Annotated in this window: 2 protein-coding genes; one reads left to right on the top strand and one right to left on the bottom strand. The window is 62.3% G+C overall.

Annotated features, from left to right (window positions below; translation table 11 throughout):
- Nucleotides 1-3,912 carry a winged helix-turn-helix domain-containing protein gene (locus tag B5525_RS12455; RefSeq protein WP_079566272.1) on the bottom strand — a complete coding sequence of 1,304 codons (3,912 nt, stop codon included), beginning with the start codon at nucleotides 3,910-3,912 and terminating at the stop codon, nucleotides 1-3.
- 232 nt (nucleotides 3,913-4,144) lie between these two features.
- On the opposite strand from B5525_RS12455, the gene B5525_RS12460 reads away from it, so the two are divergent.
- Nucleotides 4,145-20,011 carry an Ig-like domain-containing protein gene (locus tag B5525_RS12460; protein WP_079566273.1) on the top strand — a complete coding sequence of 5,289 codons (15,867 nt, stop codon included), beginning with the start codon at nucleotides 4,145-4,147 and terminating at the stop codon, nucleotides 20,009-20,011.
- The last annotated feature ends 10 nt before the right edge of the window (nucleotides 20,012-20,021 follow it).

The following is a 20,021-nucleotide window of genomic DNA, read 5'->3' on the forward strand; positions in this document are numbered from 1 at the left end:
TTATTTCTGGCTCGCGGTCGGGTCCAGACTATCTAGAATCTGTTTGGCGTGCCGCAAATCCGCCGAGTCAAAGCCTTCGGTAAACTGGGCGTAGATGGGTTGCAGCAGATGCCGCGCTTCGATTGCCCGGCCTTTGCTTTGCCAGAACGAGGCAAGATCGCAGGCCGTGCGCAGCTCCCAGCAACGGGCCTGTTGACCCCTCGCAATCTCAAGGCTCTTAGCGAACAAAATCTCGACTTGATCACTCGCGCGTTCGGTTGCGGAGAGCAAGCCCGCTTTGATGCGCAGGATCTCTGCCAGGCACCAGTACTCGCCCGTCTGCTCGGAGATAGCAATTGCCTGCTCAATCGCACCCAGCGCGGCCTCGTTGCGACCTGCTTTGTTGCAAGCCTGGGCTTCAAGCACCAAAAACAGGGGCAGCCACAGCCGCGCTCCTGCCTCTCGCCAAGCAGCCACACCCGCGCGAAGCAGCTCGATCCCGCGATCTATCTCGCCCTCATTCACGGTTGCCCATCCCTCGAGAATGCGCCCGCAGGCCATCCAGTGTGACAGACCGTGTTCCTGGCAGAGTGAGACGACTGAGCGCGCGTAGGATCTCATATCCTCCGAGCTGCGCCGGAAAATGTCGATCATGCCGCGGGCATGGCAAAGGGTGAAGGCCTGGGTGTGTGGATGGGACAGCTCCTCCGCGCGTGTCACTGCATCGGCTGCAATCTGCGATGCCTGGTCGACGGACCCCAGATGCCACAAGGCCCAGCTCAAGTAGCACAAGGCAGCTGCGCCAACATCCTGGCCATACTGGTATTGCAACGGAGCTCGGCGTTGGGGGTCGTAGAGCGCTCTGGCTTGCTCAAGATGAGGCAGAGCAGCGGTGAATTCGCCTTTCGTCACATACGTGGTGCCCATGATGCGATGAGCAACAGACAAAGCCGCCGCGTCAGTGTGGCGTTCTGCCTCTTTAAGGAACTCGCCGGCTGCGTCCGTCTGCTTGGCGACCTCACCGCCGACATAGTGGCCCGCCCAAATCCCATAAAGGATGGCCAGCTTTTGTGCCGGATCGGTTTCATCGTCGATGAGGTCCTTCGCACGAAGCAAGACTTCCGCGGTCTCGCGTGCTGCGTAGCCGTAGACGGCAATCATTGCCTGGCTGAACATTACCTCCAACCCGAGCGCCGCACGTCTGCGTGCCGGACCTTCAGGACGCGAACGCAGCAATTCGAGCGCCTGGGTCAGGTGGCGGATCGCCTCCGCGTTGGCCGAACGCTCGATCGTCCGTTGGCCAGCCTTTCGAAGATAGCTGATGGCCCGCTCAGTGAGGCCAGCCTGGATGAGATGATGAGCCAAGAGCTCGGGTTGAGTTTCGACGGTCTCGGGGAATCCCTCCTCGAGGGCATCGGCGATCCGCCCGTGAAGCTGCTGCCGTTTGCTGCGCACCAAGGTGCCGTAAGCCGCATCTTGAACCAGGGCGTGCTTGAATACATAGGTTGAATCCGGCGGTTCGCCTCGGGCAAATATCAACTCGGGAGCCGCGAGTTGGGCAAGAGCCGCATGCAACGGTGGTCCTGTTATAGGTGCGACAGCGGCGAGCAGCCGGTAGGAGAATTCGCGACCGATGGCCGCGCCGACCTGAGCGATCTCCCTAACCGGTCCGAGCCGATCTAGGCGGGCCGTCAGCGAGCCAAGCAGCGTTGTGGGAATCGCAAGCGGCGGAAGTGGGCCGACGGCGGTAAGTTGATCACCTGCACCTTCAAGCAGGCCCGATTCCAGCACCGACTTCGTGAGTTCCTCGACGAACAACGGAACCCCATCCGTCTTGCTGATGATCTGCGCGTACATTTCCGAAGGCAGGGTCCTTTGTCCGGCCACGTCGAATATCATGGCCTCGATCTGCTCGCGCCCGAGCCGGTCAAGCCGCAGCATGGTTACGTGAGGCTCATTGAGCCATTGCGGGAAGAACTCCGGCCTGAAGCTGATCAGGACGAATACCTGCGCCGTTTTGATCGAAGCGACGATACGGCTGAAGATATCGAGGGTGCTGGAATCCGCCCAGTGTGCGTCGGCGAGCTCGATAACCAGCGGCCGGTCGCGTGCGAAACCCAATATGTGTCGGATCAGCGCCGCAATCGTGAGGTCCTTCTGCCGCTGAGGTGTCAGGCCTGGCGCCGGGAGTTCACCTGGGATCGACAGCAGGGCAGCAAGGGAGCGCATATCGACAGGGGTCGCTGCACTGGATTCGGGCAGCGCAGCTTCCAGCTTCTCGAGCTTGACGTCAGGCGCGTCCCCTCGCTTGATTTGAGCCGCATGCTCGATCTGGTCGATAATCGGAAAAAACGGGCTGTTCGCATGGTGCAGCGCGCATTGATACCGGATTGTGCTATGCGGCTTTGCGTTAATCCGCTCCAGAAAGACTTCGCAAATGCGCGACTTTCCGATGCCGGCTTCACCGCACAGAAGCGCGACTTGACCTTGATTGGCTTTGGCTCGATCCCATAAGGTCAATAGCTGCTGCAATTCATGCTGCCGGCCGACAAACTGCGTGAGTCGTGGCCCCTGCGTAGAGCTGAACCGGTTCTCGATGGACCGCCTTCCCGCGACCAGGCAAGCGTTTACCTTTTCGGAAATTCCCGCAAGCTGGTACGAGTTGGAATCATCGCAAATGAATGCGCGACCAAGCAGCTTGCGCGTGCTTGCGGCGACGAGGATCGAACCTGCGGGAGCTATGTTTCGCAAACGGGGAGCAACAGTTGAAGGTTCCCCGACCGCGCCTTGGTCTGCAACCACGACCAGGCCTGTAGCGATTCCGATTCGTACCTGCAACGGTTTGCCGGAGGTCCATACGAGCTCGTCGATCTTCGCTGCAAGATCAAGCGCCGCATGCGCGGCGCGTTCCGCATCATCCTCGTAAGCCCTGGGATAACCGAATAACGCCAGAACCTCGTGCCCCGTGAAAGCAGCAACGCTCCCCCCCATATTCGTGATCGCGCTTGCGCAAGCGTCTTGGAAACGGTGGACCACGCCAGCGAGGTCCTCGGGGTCGACGTCAATGGCGGGTGCCATCGAACCCACGAGCTCACAGGACAGCACCGTCAGCTGGCGTCTCTCGGACCCGGAATGCGGCAGGTTGATGCGGGAGCCGCGCGCTCGCTCCGGCGCAGCCTCCATTTGCTCTCCAGATTCGACGGCGGCCGGCGACTCGCGATTTTCATCGACAGTTGGTGGACCGGCGGCAAATTTGTAGCCGGCACCTGACACCGTGATGATGAACCGCGGCGCCTTTGGGTACGGCTCGATCTTTCGCCGCAGCCGGCCGACGTGCATATCGATGCTGCGGCCATACAGCTCCTCGCCATGCCCTGCTATTGCCTGGCTTAATTGATCGCGCGACAACACGCGGCCTGGATTCCGTACAAATGCAACGAGTAGCGCAGCCTCCGCTCGGGTCAGCGCTACCTCGCGTCCGTCCGCATGCAAGAAAGTCCGACCAGGCAGGTTGAACCTGCAGCCCTCGATGCGCAGAGCGGCCGGTGCCAGTGCGGCATGGTCTTCCCCAGGGGAAGCGACCATCTCGGCGAGGCGACCAAGAAGCTTCTGTTCATCCAACGGTTGCAATAAATAGGCATCCGCGCCCGGAAGAGAACGACCCAGCCTGGCAAGATCCGCCGATCGCTCTGCCAACACGATCAATCTCGGAACTCTGTCGCTCAGTCGCCGCGCGAATGCCAAATCCGCAAGGCCAGAGCTAATTACAAGGATGGCGGCATCTATATCTTCGTGGACAGCCAGATCGAGTGCACGCCTTTCGTCCGCAGCGAGCTCAAGGGCATAGCCGGCCGGCTGCAGCAATCGCGCGATCTTGGCTCGAAGCGCCGTCCCCTGCGCTACAACTAGTACGAGCTTTCCGAACTTTCCCATCCGATATTCCGCCCGGTCCTGTGCACGAGTAACCGGGGCAAAGCCACCCAAGTTGTTACATTTTAATTACAATCCTGACAATGGCCCGGCTGCGCCATTAAGTTATTGTTTACAAAGCGGCAATTAGGAGACCTGCCGCGCCCGGTAATAGGATGTTTATTAAATAATTTATTAACTAATTTTGGGGGCCCAATTGAATTACACGGGGCGATTTTCACCCGGCGCGTCGGACGTGGAATCCGTCCGTTTTGATTTCGGCTCGTTGCCGGATCACGGCCACTCGGGAACGTTCAAAGTTCCGGACGCGCACCTTCTCTTCTCTGGGGATTATCTTAGGTCAGGCAGTGATCTGATTATCTCGGATCACCTGCATCGCGTGGTGTTGCCGGATTATTTTCACGGCGACAAGCGACCTTTGCTCGTCTCGCCTGACGGGGCTCCGCTCGATGCCAATGTCATTGACGCGTTAACAGGCTACACACACTACGCCCAGGCAGCAGGAGCGGCCGGCAAAGTGGTTGGTCATGTCGTCAAGATGACCGGCAGCGCCAGCATCGTACGCAACGGCGTAACCATCGTACTCAATAACGGCGATGCCGTCTATCAGACCGACGTGGTGCAGACCGGCAGCAACTCGACGCTCGGTCTCGTGCTGGTCGACGGCACGACATTCAATCTGACCGCCAATGCGCGGTTGATGCTGAATGATCTAACCTACGATCCTACCAGCACATCGAACACAGCTCTGTTCACCCTGGTTCAGGGGGCCGCCAGTTTCGTCGCCGGGCAGGTCGCCAAGACTGGAGACATGAAAGTTGGGACGCCCGTTGCCACGATCGGTATCCGCGGCACGGCGGTCATTCTCGATATTTCCTCCACCGACGGAACGGTAGGCATTTCGGTCGTCGATCAGCAAGACGGGCAAGTTCACGCGGTTCAGGTGTTCAAATGCGTTTCGACGGGCGTGCCCGGGGCGGCCTGCACGGCGGGGGATTTGATCGGAACAGTGACGAGCAATGGACCGTCGCTGACACTAACACCTGCGGCCAACTTTCAGGTTGTGGCACAAGAGAACAGCAAGACCGCCGCCCAGGTTGGGCAGGAATTTAATGCTTTCCAGCAGGTTTTGAGCACCTACGATGCTGGCAAGCAGCTGGTCCCAAATACGCCGCCACCTTCCGACGGTAAGCGAGGGGATGCCAATCCGCAGTCAACGACCAAATCTGCGAGCGCCGGTAGCAGCACGCCGCCAGGCGACACGAACAGCACCCAGATTATTACGACTCCGGTCAGCACCGCTCAACATCTGGATGCCGACACAGAGCCCAATGTTGTAGTCACGCCATTATCGTCGCCCAGTGTTAATCCGACTCAATCCCCCAGTTTACTTCAAGCTCCGTTTATCCAAGCTCCGATTATCCAACCACTTCCTACGATTGTGGCCATCACGAGCCCAGTTGCCGCGGGCAACATCATTAACCAGAGCGCGATATCGGCGGGCTTCATTATCAGCGGCACGGCGACCGCTGGCAATGTGCCTGTGAACGGCCAGACGGCGACGGTCGCAATCGTCGACAGCTCGAATGTCGTCAAATACACCTACACGACGACGGTGACGAACGGGGCATGGTCGGTGAAGGTGCCGGCAGCGCAGGCGCTGGCGCTGGCCGACGGTAACTACAGCATCCAGGCGACTGTATTAGATACCACCGGCAGTACGACGACCACGGTAACGCAGACGATCACGGTGGACACGGTTCCACCGACCGTGACCATCAGCACCACCGACACGACAACCAATCAGCCGACGCAGAAGATCTCCGGCCACGTAACCACGACCGAGGCTGCGGCCGGAGGAACAGTAACGTTGTACGACACCGTTAACGGTGTCACCACGCAGGTCGGCACCGCGGCCGTCGGCAGCGGCGGAGCGTGGTCCACCAGTGTGACGCTGTCAGGCAACGGCACCCACAGCATCGTGGCCAAGGATACCGATGTGGCCGGCAACACCGGGGCCAGCACGCCTGTCGTGTTTGCGCTGAATACTGCCGCCCCGACGATCGCGATCACGACCCCGGTCGCCGGGGACAACATTATCAACAAGGTCGAGGCGGCGGCAGGCGTCACCATCAGCGGCACGGCCACGGCTGGCAGCGGCGGCGCGGCTGTAAACGGCCAGGCCGCGACGATCGCGATCGTCGACAGCACCAACGCCGTCAAGGACGCATATGCTGCGACGGTGACGGGCGGGGTCTGGTCGGTGAACGTGACGGCGGCACAGGCGCTGGCGCTGGCCGACGGCAGCTACTCCATCAAGGCGAACGTATCCGATACCGCCGGCAATAGCTCGACCACCGCGGCGCTGACGATCACGCTCGACACCACGGCGCCGAGCGGCGGCCCGCCGGTCCTGACGGCGGCGTCGGACTCCGGGACGTCGCATACCGACGGCATCACCGACGTGACCGCGCCGACCTTCGCGGTGGCGCTCAATCCGACGGTTGCGGCGGGCGATACGGTCAAGCTATTGCTCGGCGGTTCGCCGCTGGCGCATCCGGTGACGCATACCGTCACGGCGGCGGACATCACCGCCGGCAGCGTCAGCCTGAAGGTGACGGCAGGCGACCTCGGGGCCGACGGCTCGAAGTCGATCACGGCCCAGTTCACCGATCTGGCGGGCAACAGCTCGACCACGTCGGCCGACGTGATCACGCTCGACACCACCGCCCCCGTGGTGGCGATCGGCAACACCGGTGGTCCGACCAACCAGCCGAGCCTGAGCCTTACCGGAACGATCGCCGGCGCCGATGCCGGCACCACGATCGCCATCTTCGATGGCACGACCCAGGTCGGCGTCGGCACCATCAGCGGCGGCACCTGGAGCGCCAGCGTCACGCTGAGCAGCGGCAGCAACGTGCTGACCGCCCATGTCACCGACGCGGCCGGCAATACCAACACCAGCAGCGCGGTGACCTATACGCTGAGCACGACGGCGCCGACCGGCGGCACGCCGGTCCTGACGGCGGCGTCGGACTCCGGGACGTCGCATGCCGACGACGTCACCAATGTGACGGCGCCGACGTTCACGGTGGCGCTCGGTTCGACGGTCGTGGCCGGCGATACGGTCCAGCTGCTGCTCGGCGGCTCGCCGCTGGCGCATCCGGTGACGCATACCGTCACGGCGGCGGACATCACCGCCGGCAGCGTCAGCCTGACGGTGACGGCGGGCGACCTCGGGGCCGACGGCAGCAAGCAGATTGCGGCGCAGTTCAGTGACAGCTTTGGCAACAGCTCGACCACCGCGGCGCTCGGCGTCACGCTCGACACCATTGCGCCGGCGGTTGCAATCACGAGCGGGGGCGGTCCGGTCAACCAGGCCGCGCAGACGATCTCCGGCACCGGTGAAGCCGGCACCACGATAAATCTGTTCGACAACGGCAGCCTGCTGCAACTGCCCACGGTGACGGTCGGCCAGAACGGCCTGTGGTCAGCCAGCGTGACGCTGGCCAATGGCAGCAACTCGCTGACCGCGAGCGATACCGATGCCGCCGGCAACGCCGGCTCCAGCAGCGCGGTGACCTATACGCTGAGCACCGTTGGTCCGACCGTAACCGAGAGTCTTTCGATCGATAGCGGAACGTCGTCGAGCGACAGGATCACCTCGAACGATGCGCTGACCGGGACGGGGCTCGCCAACACCGTGGTGCACTTCACGGTCGACGGCAGCCCGATTGCCACCACCGTGACTGCTAACGCCCAGGGGAACTGGTCGTTCACGCCGACCGGGCTGGCCGACGGGCCGCACACCATCGTGGCCAGCCAGACCGATGGCTTTGGCAACACCGGCACGGCCTCGCTCAGCTTTACACTCGATACGACGGTGCCCGCGGTTGCAATCACCACCATCGAAGGCGGCGACAACCTCATCAACGCGGCGGAAGCGGCGGGCGGCATCCAGATCGGCGGTACCGCGGAGATCGGGTCGACGCTGACGGTGAATGGTGCCGCGGTGACGGTGGACGGCACCGGGCACTGGACCACGTCGGTGACGCCGGCGGGCCAGGGCGCGCTGGCGGTGACGGCGATTGCAACGGATGCGGCCGGCAATTCGTCGAGCACCACCACCAATCTGACGGTGGACACCATCGCACCCGCGGTTGCGATCACGAGCGGGGGCGGTCCGGTCAACCAGGCTGCGCAGACGATCTCCGGCACCGGTGAAGCCGGCACCACGATAAATCTGTTCGACAACGGCAGCCTGCTGCAACTGCCCACGGTGACGGTCGGCCAGAACGGCCTGTGGTCAGCCAGCGTGACGCTGGCCAATGGCAGCAACTCGCTGACCGCGAGCGATACCGATGCCGCCGGCAACGCCGGCACCAGCAGCGCGGTGACCTATACGCTGAGCACCGTTGGTCCGACCGTAACCGAGAGTCTTTCGATCGATAGCGGAACGTCGTCGAGCGACAGGATCACCTCGAACGATGCGCTGACCGGGACGGGGCTCGCCAACACCGTGGTGCACTTCACGGTCGACGGCAGCCCGATTGCCACCACCGTGACTGCTAACGCCCAGGGGAACTGGTCGTTCACGCCGACCGGGCTGGCCGACGGGCCGCACACCATCGTGGCCAGCCAGACCGATGGCTTTGGCAACACCGGCACGGCCTCGCTCAGCTTTACACTCGATACGACGGTGCCCGCGGTTGCAATCACCACCATCGAAGGCGGCGACAACCTCATCAACGCGGCGGAAGCGGCCGGCGGGATCCAGATCGGCGGCACCGCCGAGATCGGCTCGACGCTGACGGTGAACGGCGCGGCAGTGACGGTGGACGGCACCGGGCACTGGACGACGTCAGTCACGCCGGCGGGCCAGGGTGCGCTGGCGGTGACGGCGATTGCAACGGATGCGGCCGGCAATTCGTCGACTACCTCGACGACGCTGACGGTGGATACCATCGCGCCGGCGGTTGCGATCACGAGCGGGGGCGGTCCGGTCAACCAGGCTGCGCAGACGATCTCCGGAACCGGCGAAGCCGGCACCACGATAAATCTGTTCGACAACGGCAGCCTGCTGCAACTGCCCACGGTGACGGTCGGCCAGAACGGCCTGTGGTCAGCCAGCGTGACGCTGGCCAATGGCAGCAACTCGCTGACCGCGAGCGATACCGATGCCGCCGGCAACGCCGGCTCCAGCAGCGCGGTGACCTATACGCTGAGCACCGTTGGTCCGACCGTAACCGAGAGTCTTTCGATCGATAGCGGAACGTCGTCGAGCGACAGGATCACCTCGAACGATGCGCTGACCGGGACGGGGCTCGCCAACACCGTGGTGCACTTCACGGTCGACGGCAGCCCGATTGCCACCACCGTGACTGCTAACGCCCAGGGGAACTGGTCGTTCACGCCGACCGGGCTGGCCGACGGGCCGCACACCATCGTGGCCAGCCAGACCGATGGCTTTGGCAACACCGGCACGGCCTCGCTCAGCTTTACACTCGATACGACGGTGCCCGCGGTTGCAATCACCACCATCGAAGGCGGCGACAACCTCATCAACGCGGCGGAAGCGGCCGGCGGGATCCAGATCGGCGGCACCGCCGAGATCGGCTCGACGCTGACGGTGAACGGCGCGGCAGTGACGGTGGACGGCACCGGGCACTGGACCACGTCAGTCACGCCGGCGGGCCAGGGGGCGCTGGCGGTGACGGCGATTGCAATCGATGCGGCCGGCAACTCCTCGACTACCACCACCAATCTGACGGTCGACACCATCGCGCCGGCGGTTGCGATCACGACCATCGAAGGCGGCGACAACCTCATCAACGCGGCGGAAGCGGCGGGCGGCATCCAGATCGGCGGTACCGCGGAGATCGGGTCGACGCTGACGGTGAATGGTGCCGCGGTGACGGTGGACGGCACCGGGCACTGGACCACGTCGGTGACGCCGGCGGGCCAGGGCGCGCTGGCGGTGACGGCGATTGCAACGGATGCGGCCGGCAATTCGTCGAGCACCACCACCAATCTGACGGTGGACACCATCGCACCCGCGGTTGCGATCACGAGCGGGGGCGGTCCGGTCAACCAGGCTGCGCAGACGATCTCCGGCACCGGTGAAGCCGGCACCACGATAAATCTGTTCGACAACGGCAGCCTGCTGCAACTGCCCACGGTGACGGTCGGCCAGAACGGCCTGTGGTCAGCCAGCGTGACGCTGGCCAATGGCAGCAACTCGCTGACCGCGAGCGATACCGATGCCGCCGGCAACGCCGGCACCAGCAGCGCGGTGACCTATACGCTGAGCACCGTTGGTCCGACCGTAACCGAGAGTCTTTCGATCGATAGCGGAACGTCGTCGAGCGACAGGATCACCTCGAACGATGCGCTGACCGGGACGGGGCTCGCCAACACCGTGGTGCACTTCACGGTCGACGGCAGCCCGATTGCCACCACCGTGACGGCTAACGCCCAGGGGAACTGGTCGTTCACGCCGACCGGGCTGGCCGACGGGCCGCACACCATCGTGGCCAGCCAGACCGATGGCTTTGGCAACACCGGCACGGCCTCGCTCAGCTTTACACTCGATACGACGGTGCCCGCGGTTGCAATCACCACCATCGAAGGCGGCGACAACCTCATCAACGCGGCGGAAGCGGCCGGCGGCATCCAGATCGGCGGCACCGCCGAGATCGGCTCGACGCTGACGGTGAACGGCGCGGCAGTGACGGTGGACGGCACCGGGCACTGGACCACGTCGGTGACGCCGGCGGGCCAGGGCGCGCTGGCGGTGACGGCCATTGCCACCGATGCGGCCGGCAATTCGTCGACCACCACTACCAATCTGACGGTGGACACCATTGCGCCGGCGGTTGCAATCACGAGCGGGGGCGGTCCGGTCAACCAGGCCGCGCAGACGATCTCCGGCACCGGTGAAGCCGGCACCACGATAAATCTGTTCGACAACGGCAGCCTGCTGCAACTGCCCACGGTGACGGTCGGCCAGAATGGGCTGTGGTCAGCCAGCGTGACGCTGGCCAATGGCAGCAACTCGCTGACCGCGAGCGATACCGATGCCGCCGGCAACGCCGGCACCAGCAGCGCGGTGACCTATACGCTGAGCACCATCGGTCCGACCGTAACCGAGAGTCTTTCGATCGATACCGGGTCGTCGTCGAGCGACAGGATCACTTCGAACGATGCGCTGACGGGGACGGGGCTCGCCAACACCGTGGTGCACTTCACGGTCGACGGCAGCCCGATTGCCACCACCGTGACGGCTAACGCCCAGGGGAACTGGTCGTTCACGCCGACCGGGCTGGCCGACGGGCCGCACACCATCGTGGCGAGCCAGACCGATGGCTTCGGCAATACCGGTACGGCCTCACTCAGCTTTACGCTCGACACCATCGCGCCGGCGGTTGCGATCACGACCATCGAAGGCGGCGACAATATCATCAACGCGGCGGAAGCGGCGGGCGGCATCCAGATCGGCGGCACCGCCGAGATCGGCTCGACGCTGACGGTGAACGGCGCGACGGTGACGGTGGACGGCACCGGGCACTGGACCACGTCAGTCACGCCGGTGGGCCAGGGGGCGCTGGCGGTGACGGCGGTGGCGACCGATGCGGCCGGCAATTCGTCGAGCACCACCACCAACCTGACGGTGGACACCATCGCACCGGCGGTTGCGATCACGACCATCGAAGGCGGCGACAACCTCATCAATGCGGCGGAAGCGGCGGGCGGGATCCAGATCAGCGGTACCGCCGAGATCGGCTCGACGCTGACGGTGAACGGCGCGGCGGTGACGGTGGACGGCACCGGGCACTGGACCACGTCGGTGACGCCGGCGGGCCAGGGCGCGCTGGCGGTGACGGCGATTGCAACGGATGCGGCCGGCAATTCGTCGACCACCTCGACGACGCTGACGGTGGACACCATTGCCCCGGCGGTTGCAATCACCACCATCGAGGGTGGCGACAATCTCATCAACGCGGCGGAAGCGGCCGGTGGCATCCAGATCGGCGGGACCGCGGAGATCGGATCTTCGCTGACGGTGAACGGCGCGGCGGTGACGGTGGACGGAACCGGGCACTGGACCACATCGGTGACGCCGGCGGGCCAGGGCGCACTGGCGGTGACGGCCATTGCCACCGATGCAGCGGGCAATTCGTCGACCACCACCACCAATCTGACGGTGGACACCATTGCCCCTGCGGTTGCGATCACCACCATCGAGGGTGGCGACAATATCATCAACGCGGCGGAAGCGGCCGGTGGGATCCAGATCGGCGGCACTGCCGAGATCGGGTCTTCGCTGACGGTGAACGGCTCTGCGGTGACGGTGGACGGCACCGGGCATTGGACCACATCGGTGACGGCGGTGGGCCAGGGGGCGCTGGCGGTGACGGCGATCGCCACCGATGCAGCCGGCAACTCGTCGAGCACCTCGACGACGCTGACGGTGGATACCATCGCGCCGGCGGTAGCGATCACCACCATCGAGGGTGGCGACAATCTCATCAACGCGGCGGAAGCGGCCGGCGGCATTCAGATCGGCGGCACCGCGGAGATCGGGTCGACGCTGACGGTGAACGGTGCTGCGGTGACGGTGGACGGCACCGGGCACTGGACCACGTCAGTCACGCCGGCGGGTCAGGGTACGCTGGCGGTGACGGCAATTGCAACGGATGCGGCCGGGAACACCGCGACCACAACTACCAACCTGACGGTCGACACCATCGCGCCAAGCGTTGCGATCGGTATCGACAACAGCAACGTGACCGCCAGCCATAATACGGCGGCGGTGACGTTCACATTCAGCGAAGCACCCATCGGGTTCAGTCTGGCAGATACCACGGCAACCGGTGGAACGCTCAGCAACCTCCAGCAGATCGATGCGACCCATTGGACCGCGTTATTCACCGGCAGTAGCAATACTCAAATTACGAATGCGTCGGTCAAGGTCACCGCGGCCAGCTATCAGGACACCGCCGGAAATCCTGGCGCTGCAGGGAGCAGCCCGGACTTCTCAGTTAACACTTTCCCGAACTCATGGTCGGATTCGAACGGCGGAAGCTGGACCGATGCCGCCAACTGGAGTTCGGGGACAGTTCCGTCAAGTGCTACAGATGCGCTGATCACGCCCTATGGCTCTGCGCCCTACACCATTACGCTTCTTCCCGGCGCAACGGCCGTCGTGAAGTCGCTCACGGTGAGCGATCCCAACGCAACGATTCTGGACGAAGGCACGCTTTCTGTCTTGTTCTCCCTCGTCATGAGCGCCGGCTTTCTCCAGGTGTCGAATGGCGGAACGCTCTCGCTTGGAGGCGCCGCAGCCTTCACGGTTGATTTCACCGGAACGGGCGGCAATCTGGTACTTGGGTCTTCGCCAGGTTTCACCGGGACGGTGAACGCGATTTCGACTGCGGACGGCACGGTGGCTATTGGTGGCGGCGGGAATGTGACGACCATTTCTGCCGACGCCATCGATTTGACGGCGTTGGGGGGTACTCAAGCTAATCCCTCGAATTTAAGTGTTGTGCCAACCGGAGCCATTACCGGTGCCGCGAACGGAATTGCCGTCATTCAAAACGCGTTTGGCAACATTGCTGTTGCTACATCCGGGCCCGTGATTGGCCAGGCCGGCCGCGGAATTTTCGCCGAGGAAAGCGCGACCGGCGTCGGCAGTGTTCTGGTCGGCGGCTCCGGAGCTGTGACCGGCACTGGCGCTGCCTATAGCGGCATCGTCGCCGAGATCCTGAACGCCGCGAACGCCAGTGACGTGACGGTCGAGCAAACCGGAAATATCAGCGGTGGTTACGACGGCATTCACGCGCTCACGGACGGCAACGGAAATGTGACCGTGATCACCGGTCCGAATGCGCTCATCAGCGGCGGCCGGTTTTACGGAATTGAGGCGACCTCGAACGGTACGGGAAGTATTTCCGTAACGACGACGACGAATGACATCGTCACGTCAGGCAGCGCCGGTATCAACGCTTACAACCAGGCAACTTCGATCCCGCAAGTTGGTGGAATTACGACGAGCTCGATTACAGTCACAGCAGTCGGCACCATCAACTCAGGGTCAGATCTGACCGGAAGCAGCAGCCGACCGGCGGGCATTCTCGCAGGTTACAAAGGGGCGGCGACGACTACACCCAACGCTGCGGTTTTTGGAAATGTTCTCGTCAACAATTCCGCAAACATCAATGCCGCGGGCGGCGATGGAATCCGAGCTTACAACTACGGCAGCGGCAATGTGACCGTCCACGATCTCGCCGGTACGACGATCGTGTCCGAAGATGAATTCGGCGTGACAGCCTCGAGCTACAGCATCGGCAACGTCGCAGTCACGATCGCCGCCGGCGACATCGTCAACTCCGGCTCCTCCGGCGTTCAGGCGATCAATCTGGCAACGGCTATTGCCGCCGGAGCGGCTTCGAGCGTCAGCCTGACGGCCAACGGTACGATCAGTTCGGGCACCCATCTTACGCCGGGCGGCTCTCAGCCTCAGGGGATTTCCGCTGGGTACTTCCCGGGTAATGCCGGAGCTCCCAATACCAACGTCAACGGGTCGGTGGTCATCGACAACTTTGCCAATGTGACAGCGGCGGCGGGGTGGGGCGTCGACGCCTACAATTACGGCAATGGAAGCGTAACGGTGACCGATGAGGCCAACACCACGGTGTCGGGCGCCCAGTATGGTATCGGTGCATACTCGCTAAGTCCCGGCTCAGGAAGCGTGAACGTCAACGTTGGTACTGGCGCGACGATATCCGCGGGTAAACTCTATGGTTTGACCGGAATCGTGGCCAGTTCGAACAATGCCGGCAACATTTCGATCACGACGTCGACGGGCGATGTGATCAATTCCGGAGGTACCGGAATCTCAGCCGGCAATCAGACAACCAGCGCCTCGGCCGCGAGCCAGATATCCGTTACTACTTTCGGAATCATCAACTCGGGTTTCGACATGTCGACCGGCGGCGGGCAGCCCGGCGGCATTTGGGCCGGTTATACCCCGGGCGGCGTAAATACGGTCAATAGCAACGTGCATGGCAACGTCGTTGTCGATAACAGCGCCGTCATCAATGCGGCATCCGGGGTGGGAATCGGACTCTACAACTGGGGCGCCGGCAATCTGACGGCCACCCTCGAGAGTTCCTCTGCGATAACCGCCCGGCTAACGGGCGTAACTGCCTATGCGCAGGGCGGCGGGAACGTTTCGATCACCAATCATGGGGCAATAACGGTCGCGAACGGCGTCGGAATATCCGTGGGGACGGGGACCGGTACCGCCAACAGCGTCAGCGGCATCGTCTCGATCAGCAATACCGGGGCGATTGCGGCGCTCGGTTCGGTAAACAGCCCCGTCGTCCAGATCAATAACGGCAGCACCCAAAGCGCGGTCTTTACAAATTCCGGAACAGTCACGGCGAATTTGCTTGCGACAGGCGGCTCGAATTTGGCGATAGCAGCCTATAATGGCGGCCTCACTGTCAACAATACGGGCACCATATCGGGCAGCGTCGGACTGGCGACGGCCACTTTCAACAACAATAGCGGCGGTATCTGGAATGTCGGCGGATCGAATTGGTTCGGCAACGGCGCCAACGCGATCAACAATGCCGGAACCATCAATATTTTCGGCACGAGCTTCTTTACCGCAGCCGGAACCCTCGCATTCAACAACTCCCTTGCATCCAGTGTCGTGAATGTCGAGGCGAATGCCGCCGCCTTCATCGGCGGCGCGGTCACCGGCAGCGGAACGTTCACGATCGGTGATCGTGCTGAACTCGAATTCGCAAGCTCGGTCGCTGCGGGACAGACAGTTTCATTTTTCGACGGTAGCGGCTTGCTGACGCTGGACAACCCGTCGAATTTCCATGGCACCATCGCAGGACTTGCGATCGGAGACGCCATCGAGCTCAACGGAGTTTCGGTGGCCAGTGCCGCGATCAACGGGTCGGTCCTGACGGTTACTGAAACAAACAGCCAGACCCTGACCTATCAGATCGCGGGTGCGCTTGCGGGCAACACATTCAGCGTGCTGTCCGGCAACGAAATCATCCTGGTCCCGGCGTCGGTAGTCCCCTTGACGGGCTCCTCCGGACCACTCTCCTTCACGCCGTCAACGCAACAACTCTACATCCTGTCGAACAAGACGATTTCTGGAGGAAGCGCCGCCGGCTTCAACGTCACGTCAGCCGACAGCACCTCGACGGATTATCTCACCGTTCAAATCAACCAGGCCTCCTCCATTTCTGGGCTCTCGGGCTCTTCCAACGGCGTCAATCTTACGACGACCGGAGCCAACATCGCGCTGATCAACGCCGGCACGATTTCGTCCGGCACCGGTGCCAGCGGCAAGGGCATCAATACGAATTCAACGACCGGCTCGACCGACATCATCGACTACGGCAACGTCACCGGTGGCCAATTCGGTATTGACGCCCATACGAGCGGGGTTGGCCCGCTCAATATCGTGGTCGGCGGGACCGCAATCATCACCGGCACAACTTCATACGGGATTCTGGCAATTTCGACCCTGGGCGTCCTGGACGTGAGCACGTTGCCTGGAATTACCATCAACTCCGCGAGCAGCGGTATTCTCGCTGAAAATCAGGGATCCTCGGTTCCGCAGGCTAATAATAGTTCGATTTCAGTGTCGACCGCAGGCACCATCAATTCGGGCAGCACACCCAATACTTCCGGCAGCGAACCGGCAGGAATTGTAGTCGGCTTTCTCGGAGGAACAACCTCGACGCCAACATCCGCGGTTGCCGGCAACGTCAACGTCAGCGACAGCGCCAACATCAACGCCGCCGCCGGAATGGGCATCGATGCTTTCAATTACGGAGTCGGTAATCTCTCGGTGTCCGTCAGTTCGGGCGCAACAATCACGGCCGTTGCAGCCGGCGCCACCGCTTTGGGCTTCGCACAGTATGGGATTTTCGCGTTCAATTATGAGGCGGGGAATACCAGCGTTACCACAGCATCTGGCTCGACGATCAATTCCGGCAGTTCGGGAATAAATGCCGCAAATCAGGCGACAGCTATTTCTGCGGCTGCGGCCAGCACCGTCACGGTCGTCGCACTCGGCGCGATCAATTCCGGCGCGAACCTCAACAATTCGGGCAGCACTCCTGGGGGAATCCTGGCGGGGTTCAATCCGGGCAATGCCTCGGTGTTCAACGCGAGCGTGGCCGGAAATGTCCTTGTCGAGGATAGCGGGGCCATCGTTGCTGCCGCTGGCGACGGCATCAACGCCTACAATTATGGTATCGGAAATGTTGAGGTTGATCTCGGTTTTGGGGCCAGCATCAGTGCTCTGGTGGCGTCGACATCGACGGGGCGTAAGACGCCATACGGTATTGCAGCGTCGAACTACGGCCCCGGCGACGTCACCGTCATAACCACCTCCGGAAACGTAATTCAGGCCGGAGGTACGGGGATCGACATCTCCAACCAGGCTGCCTCAATAGCCCCTGCCGCCGGTTCCGTGATCACCGTTTCAGCCGCTGGCACGATCAGTTCGGGTACCATCCTTAATTCCAGCGGCTCGCAACCGGGCGGCATACAGGCCGGCTATTCGGGCGGGACAACCGGCGGTGCAGCGAATACGAGCGTAAACGGCACCGTCATCGTCAACAACGCTGCCAATATCACCGCGGCCGCCGGCTGGGGCATCGATGCCTATAACTATGGGAACGGAGATGTAACGGTCAACGATTCCGCGGGAACAACGATCACCGGCGCCCAGTACGGCATTGCCGCATATGCCGAGAGCGGCGGGACGGGCAATGTCGCAGTCAACGTCTATTCCGGGGCGACCATCAACACGACGTCGAACATCGGAATTTTGGCGTTCAGCACCGATATCGGGAACATCTCGGTTATTACCTCGTCCGGCGACACCATCAACTCCGGAGGTGTCGGAATCAACGCGGTCAACGAAGCTGCAGCGATTCCGGCGTCGGCAAGCAGTTTAATCGTTGTCACCGCCTTCGGGACGATAAACTCCGGCAGTGTTGTAACTGGCACCGGAAGGCTTCCGGCTGGAATTGCCGCCAGTTATCTTGGCGGCGGCACATTACCCACGACTTTTCCTCTAACTGCCATAAATGGAGATGTCGTTGTCAACAACTTCGCAAATATCACCGCCGCTGCCGGCGACGGCATCCGCGCCTTTACCTACGGTATCGGCAATGTCACCGTAAATGATTTTGCTGGAACGATTACGGCGCTCGATGTGGGGACCCCCACGGACGGCAACGGTGTTCGGAACGGCTATGGCATTGGGATAAACGCAAATAATGAGGGCACGGGGGACATCCACGTCTCCACGGTCGCCGGTACCGTCATCCATTCTGGCGGCTCAGGCATCGCGGCTGTGAATATGGCTCCGGCCCCGTCTACCAGCTTAATCTCCGTCCCCTCCAGCAGCGAAATTTCGGTGCTGGCATACGGCACAATCAACTCGGGGACGATCCCGACCGCGGCGGCCAACAGCGATCCGGCGGCGGGCATCCTCGCGGGGTATAATCCCAACAATTCCGATACTTCGAACAACAACGTCCACGGCAACGTCTCGATCGACGATTATGCTTCCATCCTGGCAGCTGCCGGAACTGACGGCATACGGGCTGACAATTATGGCACAGGCACCGTAACGATCATTGCCGAGGCTGGAGCAACCATTACAGCCGGGCGCTATGGTATCGGCGCGTTCGGCTACGATGGCGGCGACGTGAGCGTCACCAACCATGCGTACGTGACAGGTGCGACGGCGGCCATCGATGCGCTGGCGACATCTGCCGGCACGGTCTTCATCGACAATTATGGAATGATCGCGGGAGACGTCGTCAGCTCGGGCAATGCAACATTCCATAACGAGGTCGGAGCTATCTGGAACCTTGCGGGCAGCAGCACTTTCACCGGGACCAGTGAGCTCATCAACGACGGGGCCATCGATACGACAGGCATATCCGGCATCGCCACGTCGGGCGTATTGAGCCTCGCCAATACAGGGGTCGTGGAGGTTCAATCCGGAAGCCTCGGCGTTGCCGCAGGGGTCACAGGTCTCGGCTCGTTTACGATAGACACCGGAGGGTTACTGGAGTTTGCAGCGTCGCTCTCTGCCGGGTCGATCATCACCTTTCAGGGCACCGCGGCCACGCTCAAGCTCGACGACGTCGCGCATTTCGCTGGCTCCGTGACCGGTTTCGCCTTCGGCGACACTATCGACCTTGTCGGCATCAGTCCCGCGAGTGTCAGCGTCGGCAATTCCGGTCCGTTGCAGATCGGTTATGGCACCGGATCCATCGCGCTGGGCGGCAACTACAACCCTGCCGATTTCACAGTCGGAGCCGACGGTCATGGTGGAACCGACGTCACCTGGAATCATCAAGCGCCGGTTATCTCAACAAGCGGCCTCACCATTATCCAAAATGGCAATGGTACGATGACAATAACGGGCCTGCAGGTCTCGGACTCCGACGCCGCGGCATCTACCGAGACCTTCACGATGACGGCGACAACCGGCGCCGCCGGTTCCGGAACCGGTGTTTCGCCTTCGACTGGCTCCGGCCTTCTGAGCGCGATCAACAGCGAGCTCGGGACCGGCATTACCTACAATCCCGGCATAACCCCGCCTTCGACCGACAAGGTCGCCCTCACCGTCAGCGACGGCTTCGGCGCAACCGATACGGTGAATTTTGTGTTTAACCTTGCCTCCGGCCCAACAACGCCTGTGACGCTGGTGGGCACGTCTGGCAAGGACGTGATTTTGGCCACCGGCAACAATGACGCGCTCACCGGCGGCGGCGGCGCGGATCAGTTTGTTTTCAACAAGACGACCGGCGCGCACACGATTACGGATTTCTCAACGATTAATGACCATATTGATTTGACCGCGCTGTCGTCGATCGTGACGGCAGCTACGCTTAACGCCTGGCTCGCCAGCAATGTGGCGCCAAGCACCACAAATCCGGCGGACACCGTGATTTCTTTGGGGAGCACCGAAACGATCACGCTGCACAATGTCCTAGCGACGAGCATCCATGCCAGCGACTTCATCATTCATGCTTGACATGCGTCGA

It is taken from the genome of Bradyrhizobium erythrophlei, from assembly GCF_900129505.1.
Lineage (GTDB): Bacteria > Pseudomonadota > Alphaproteobacteria > Rhizobiales > Xanthobacteraceae > Bradyrhizobium > Bradyrhizobium erythrophlei_D.

Coding starts and splice junctions, on each gene's coding strand:
- B5525_RS12455 (WP_079566272.1), bottom strand. CDS start 3,912: ATGGGAAAGTTCGGAAAGCTCGTACTAGTTGTAGCGCAGGGGACGGCG.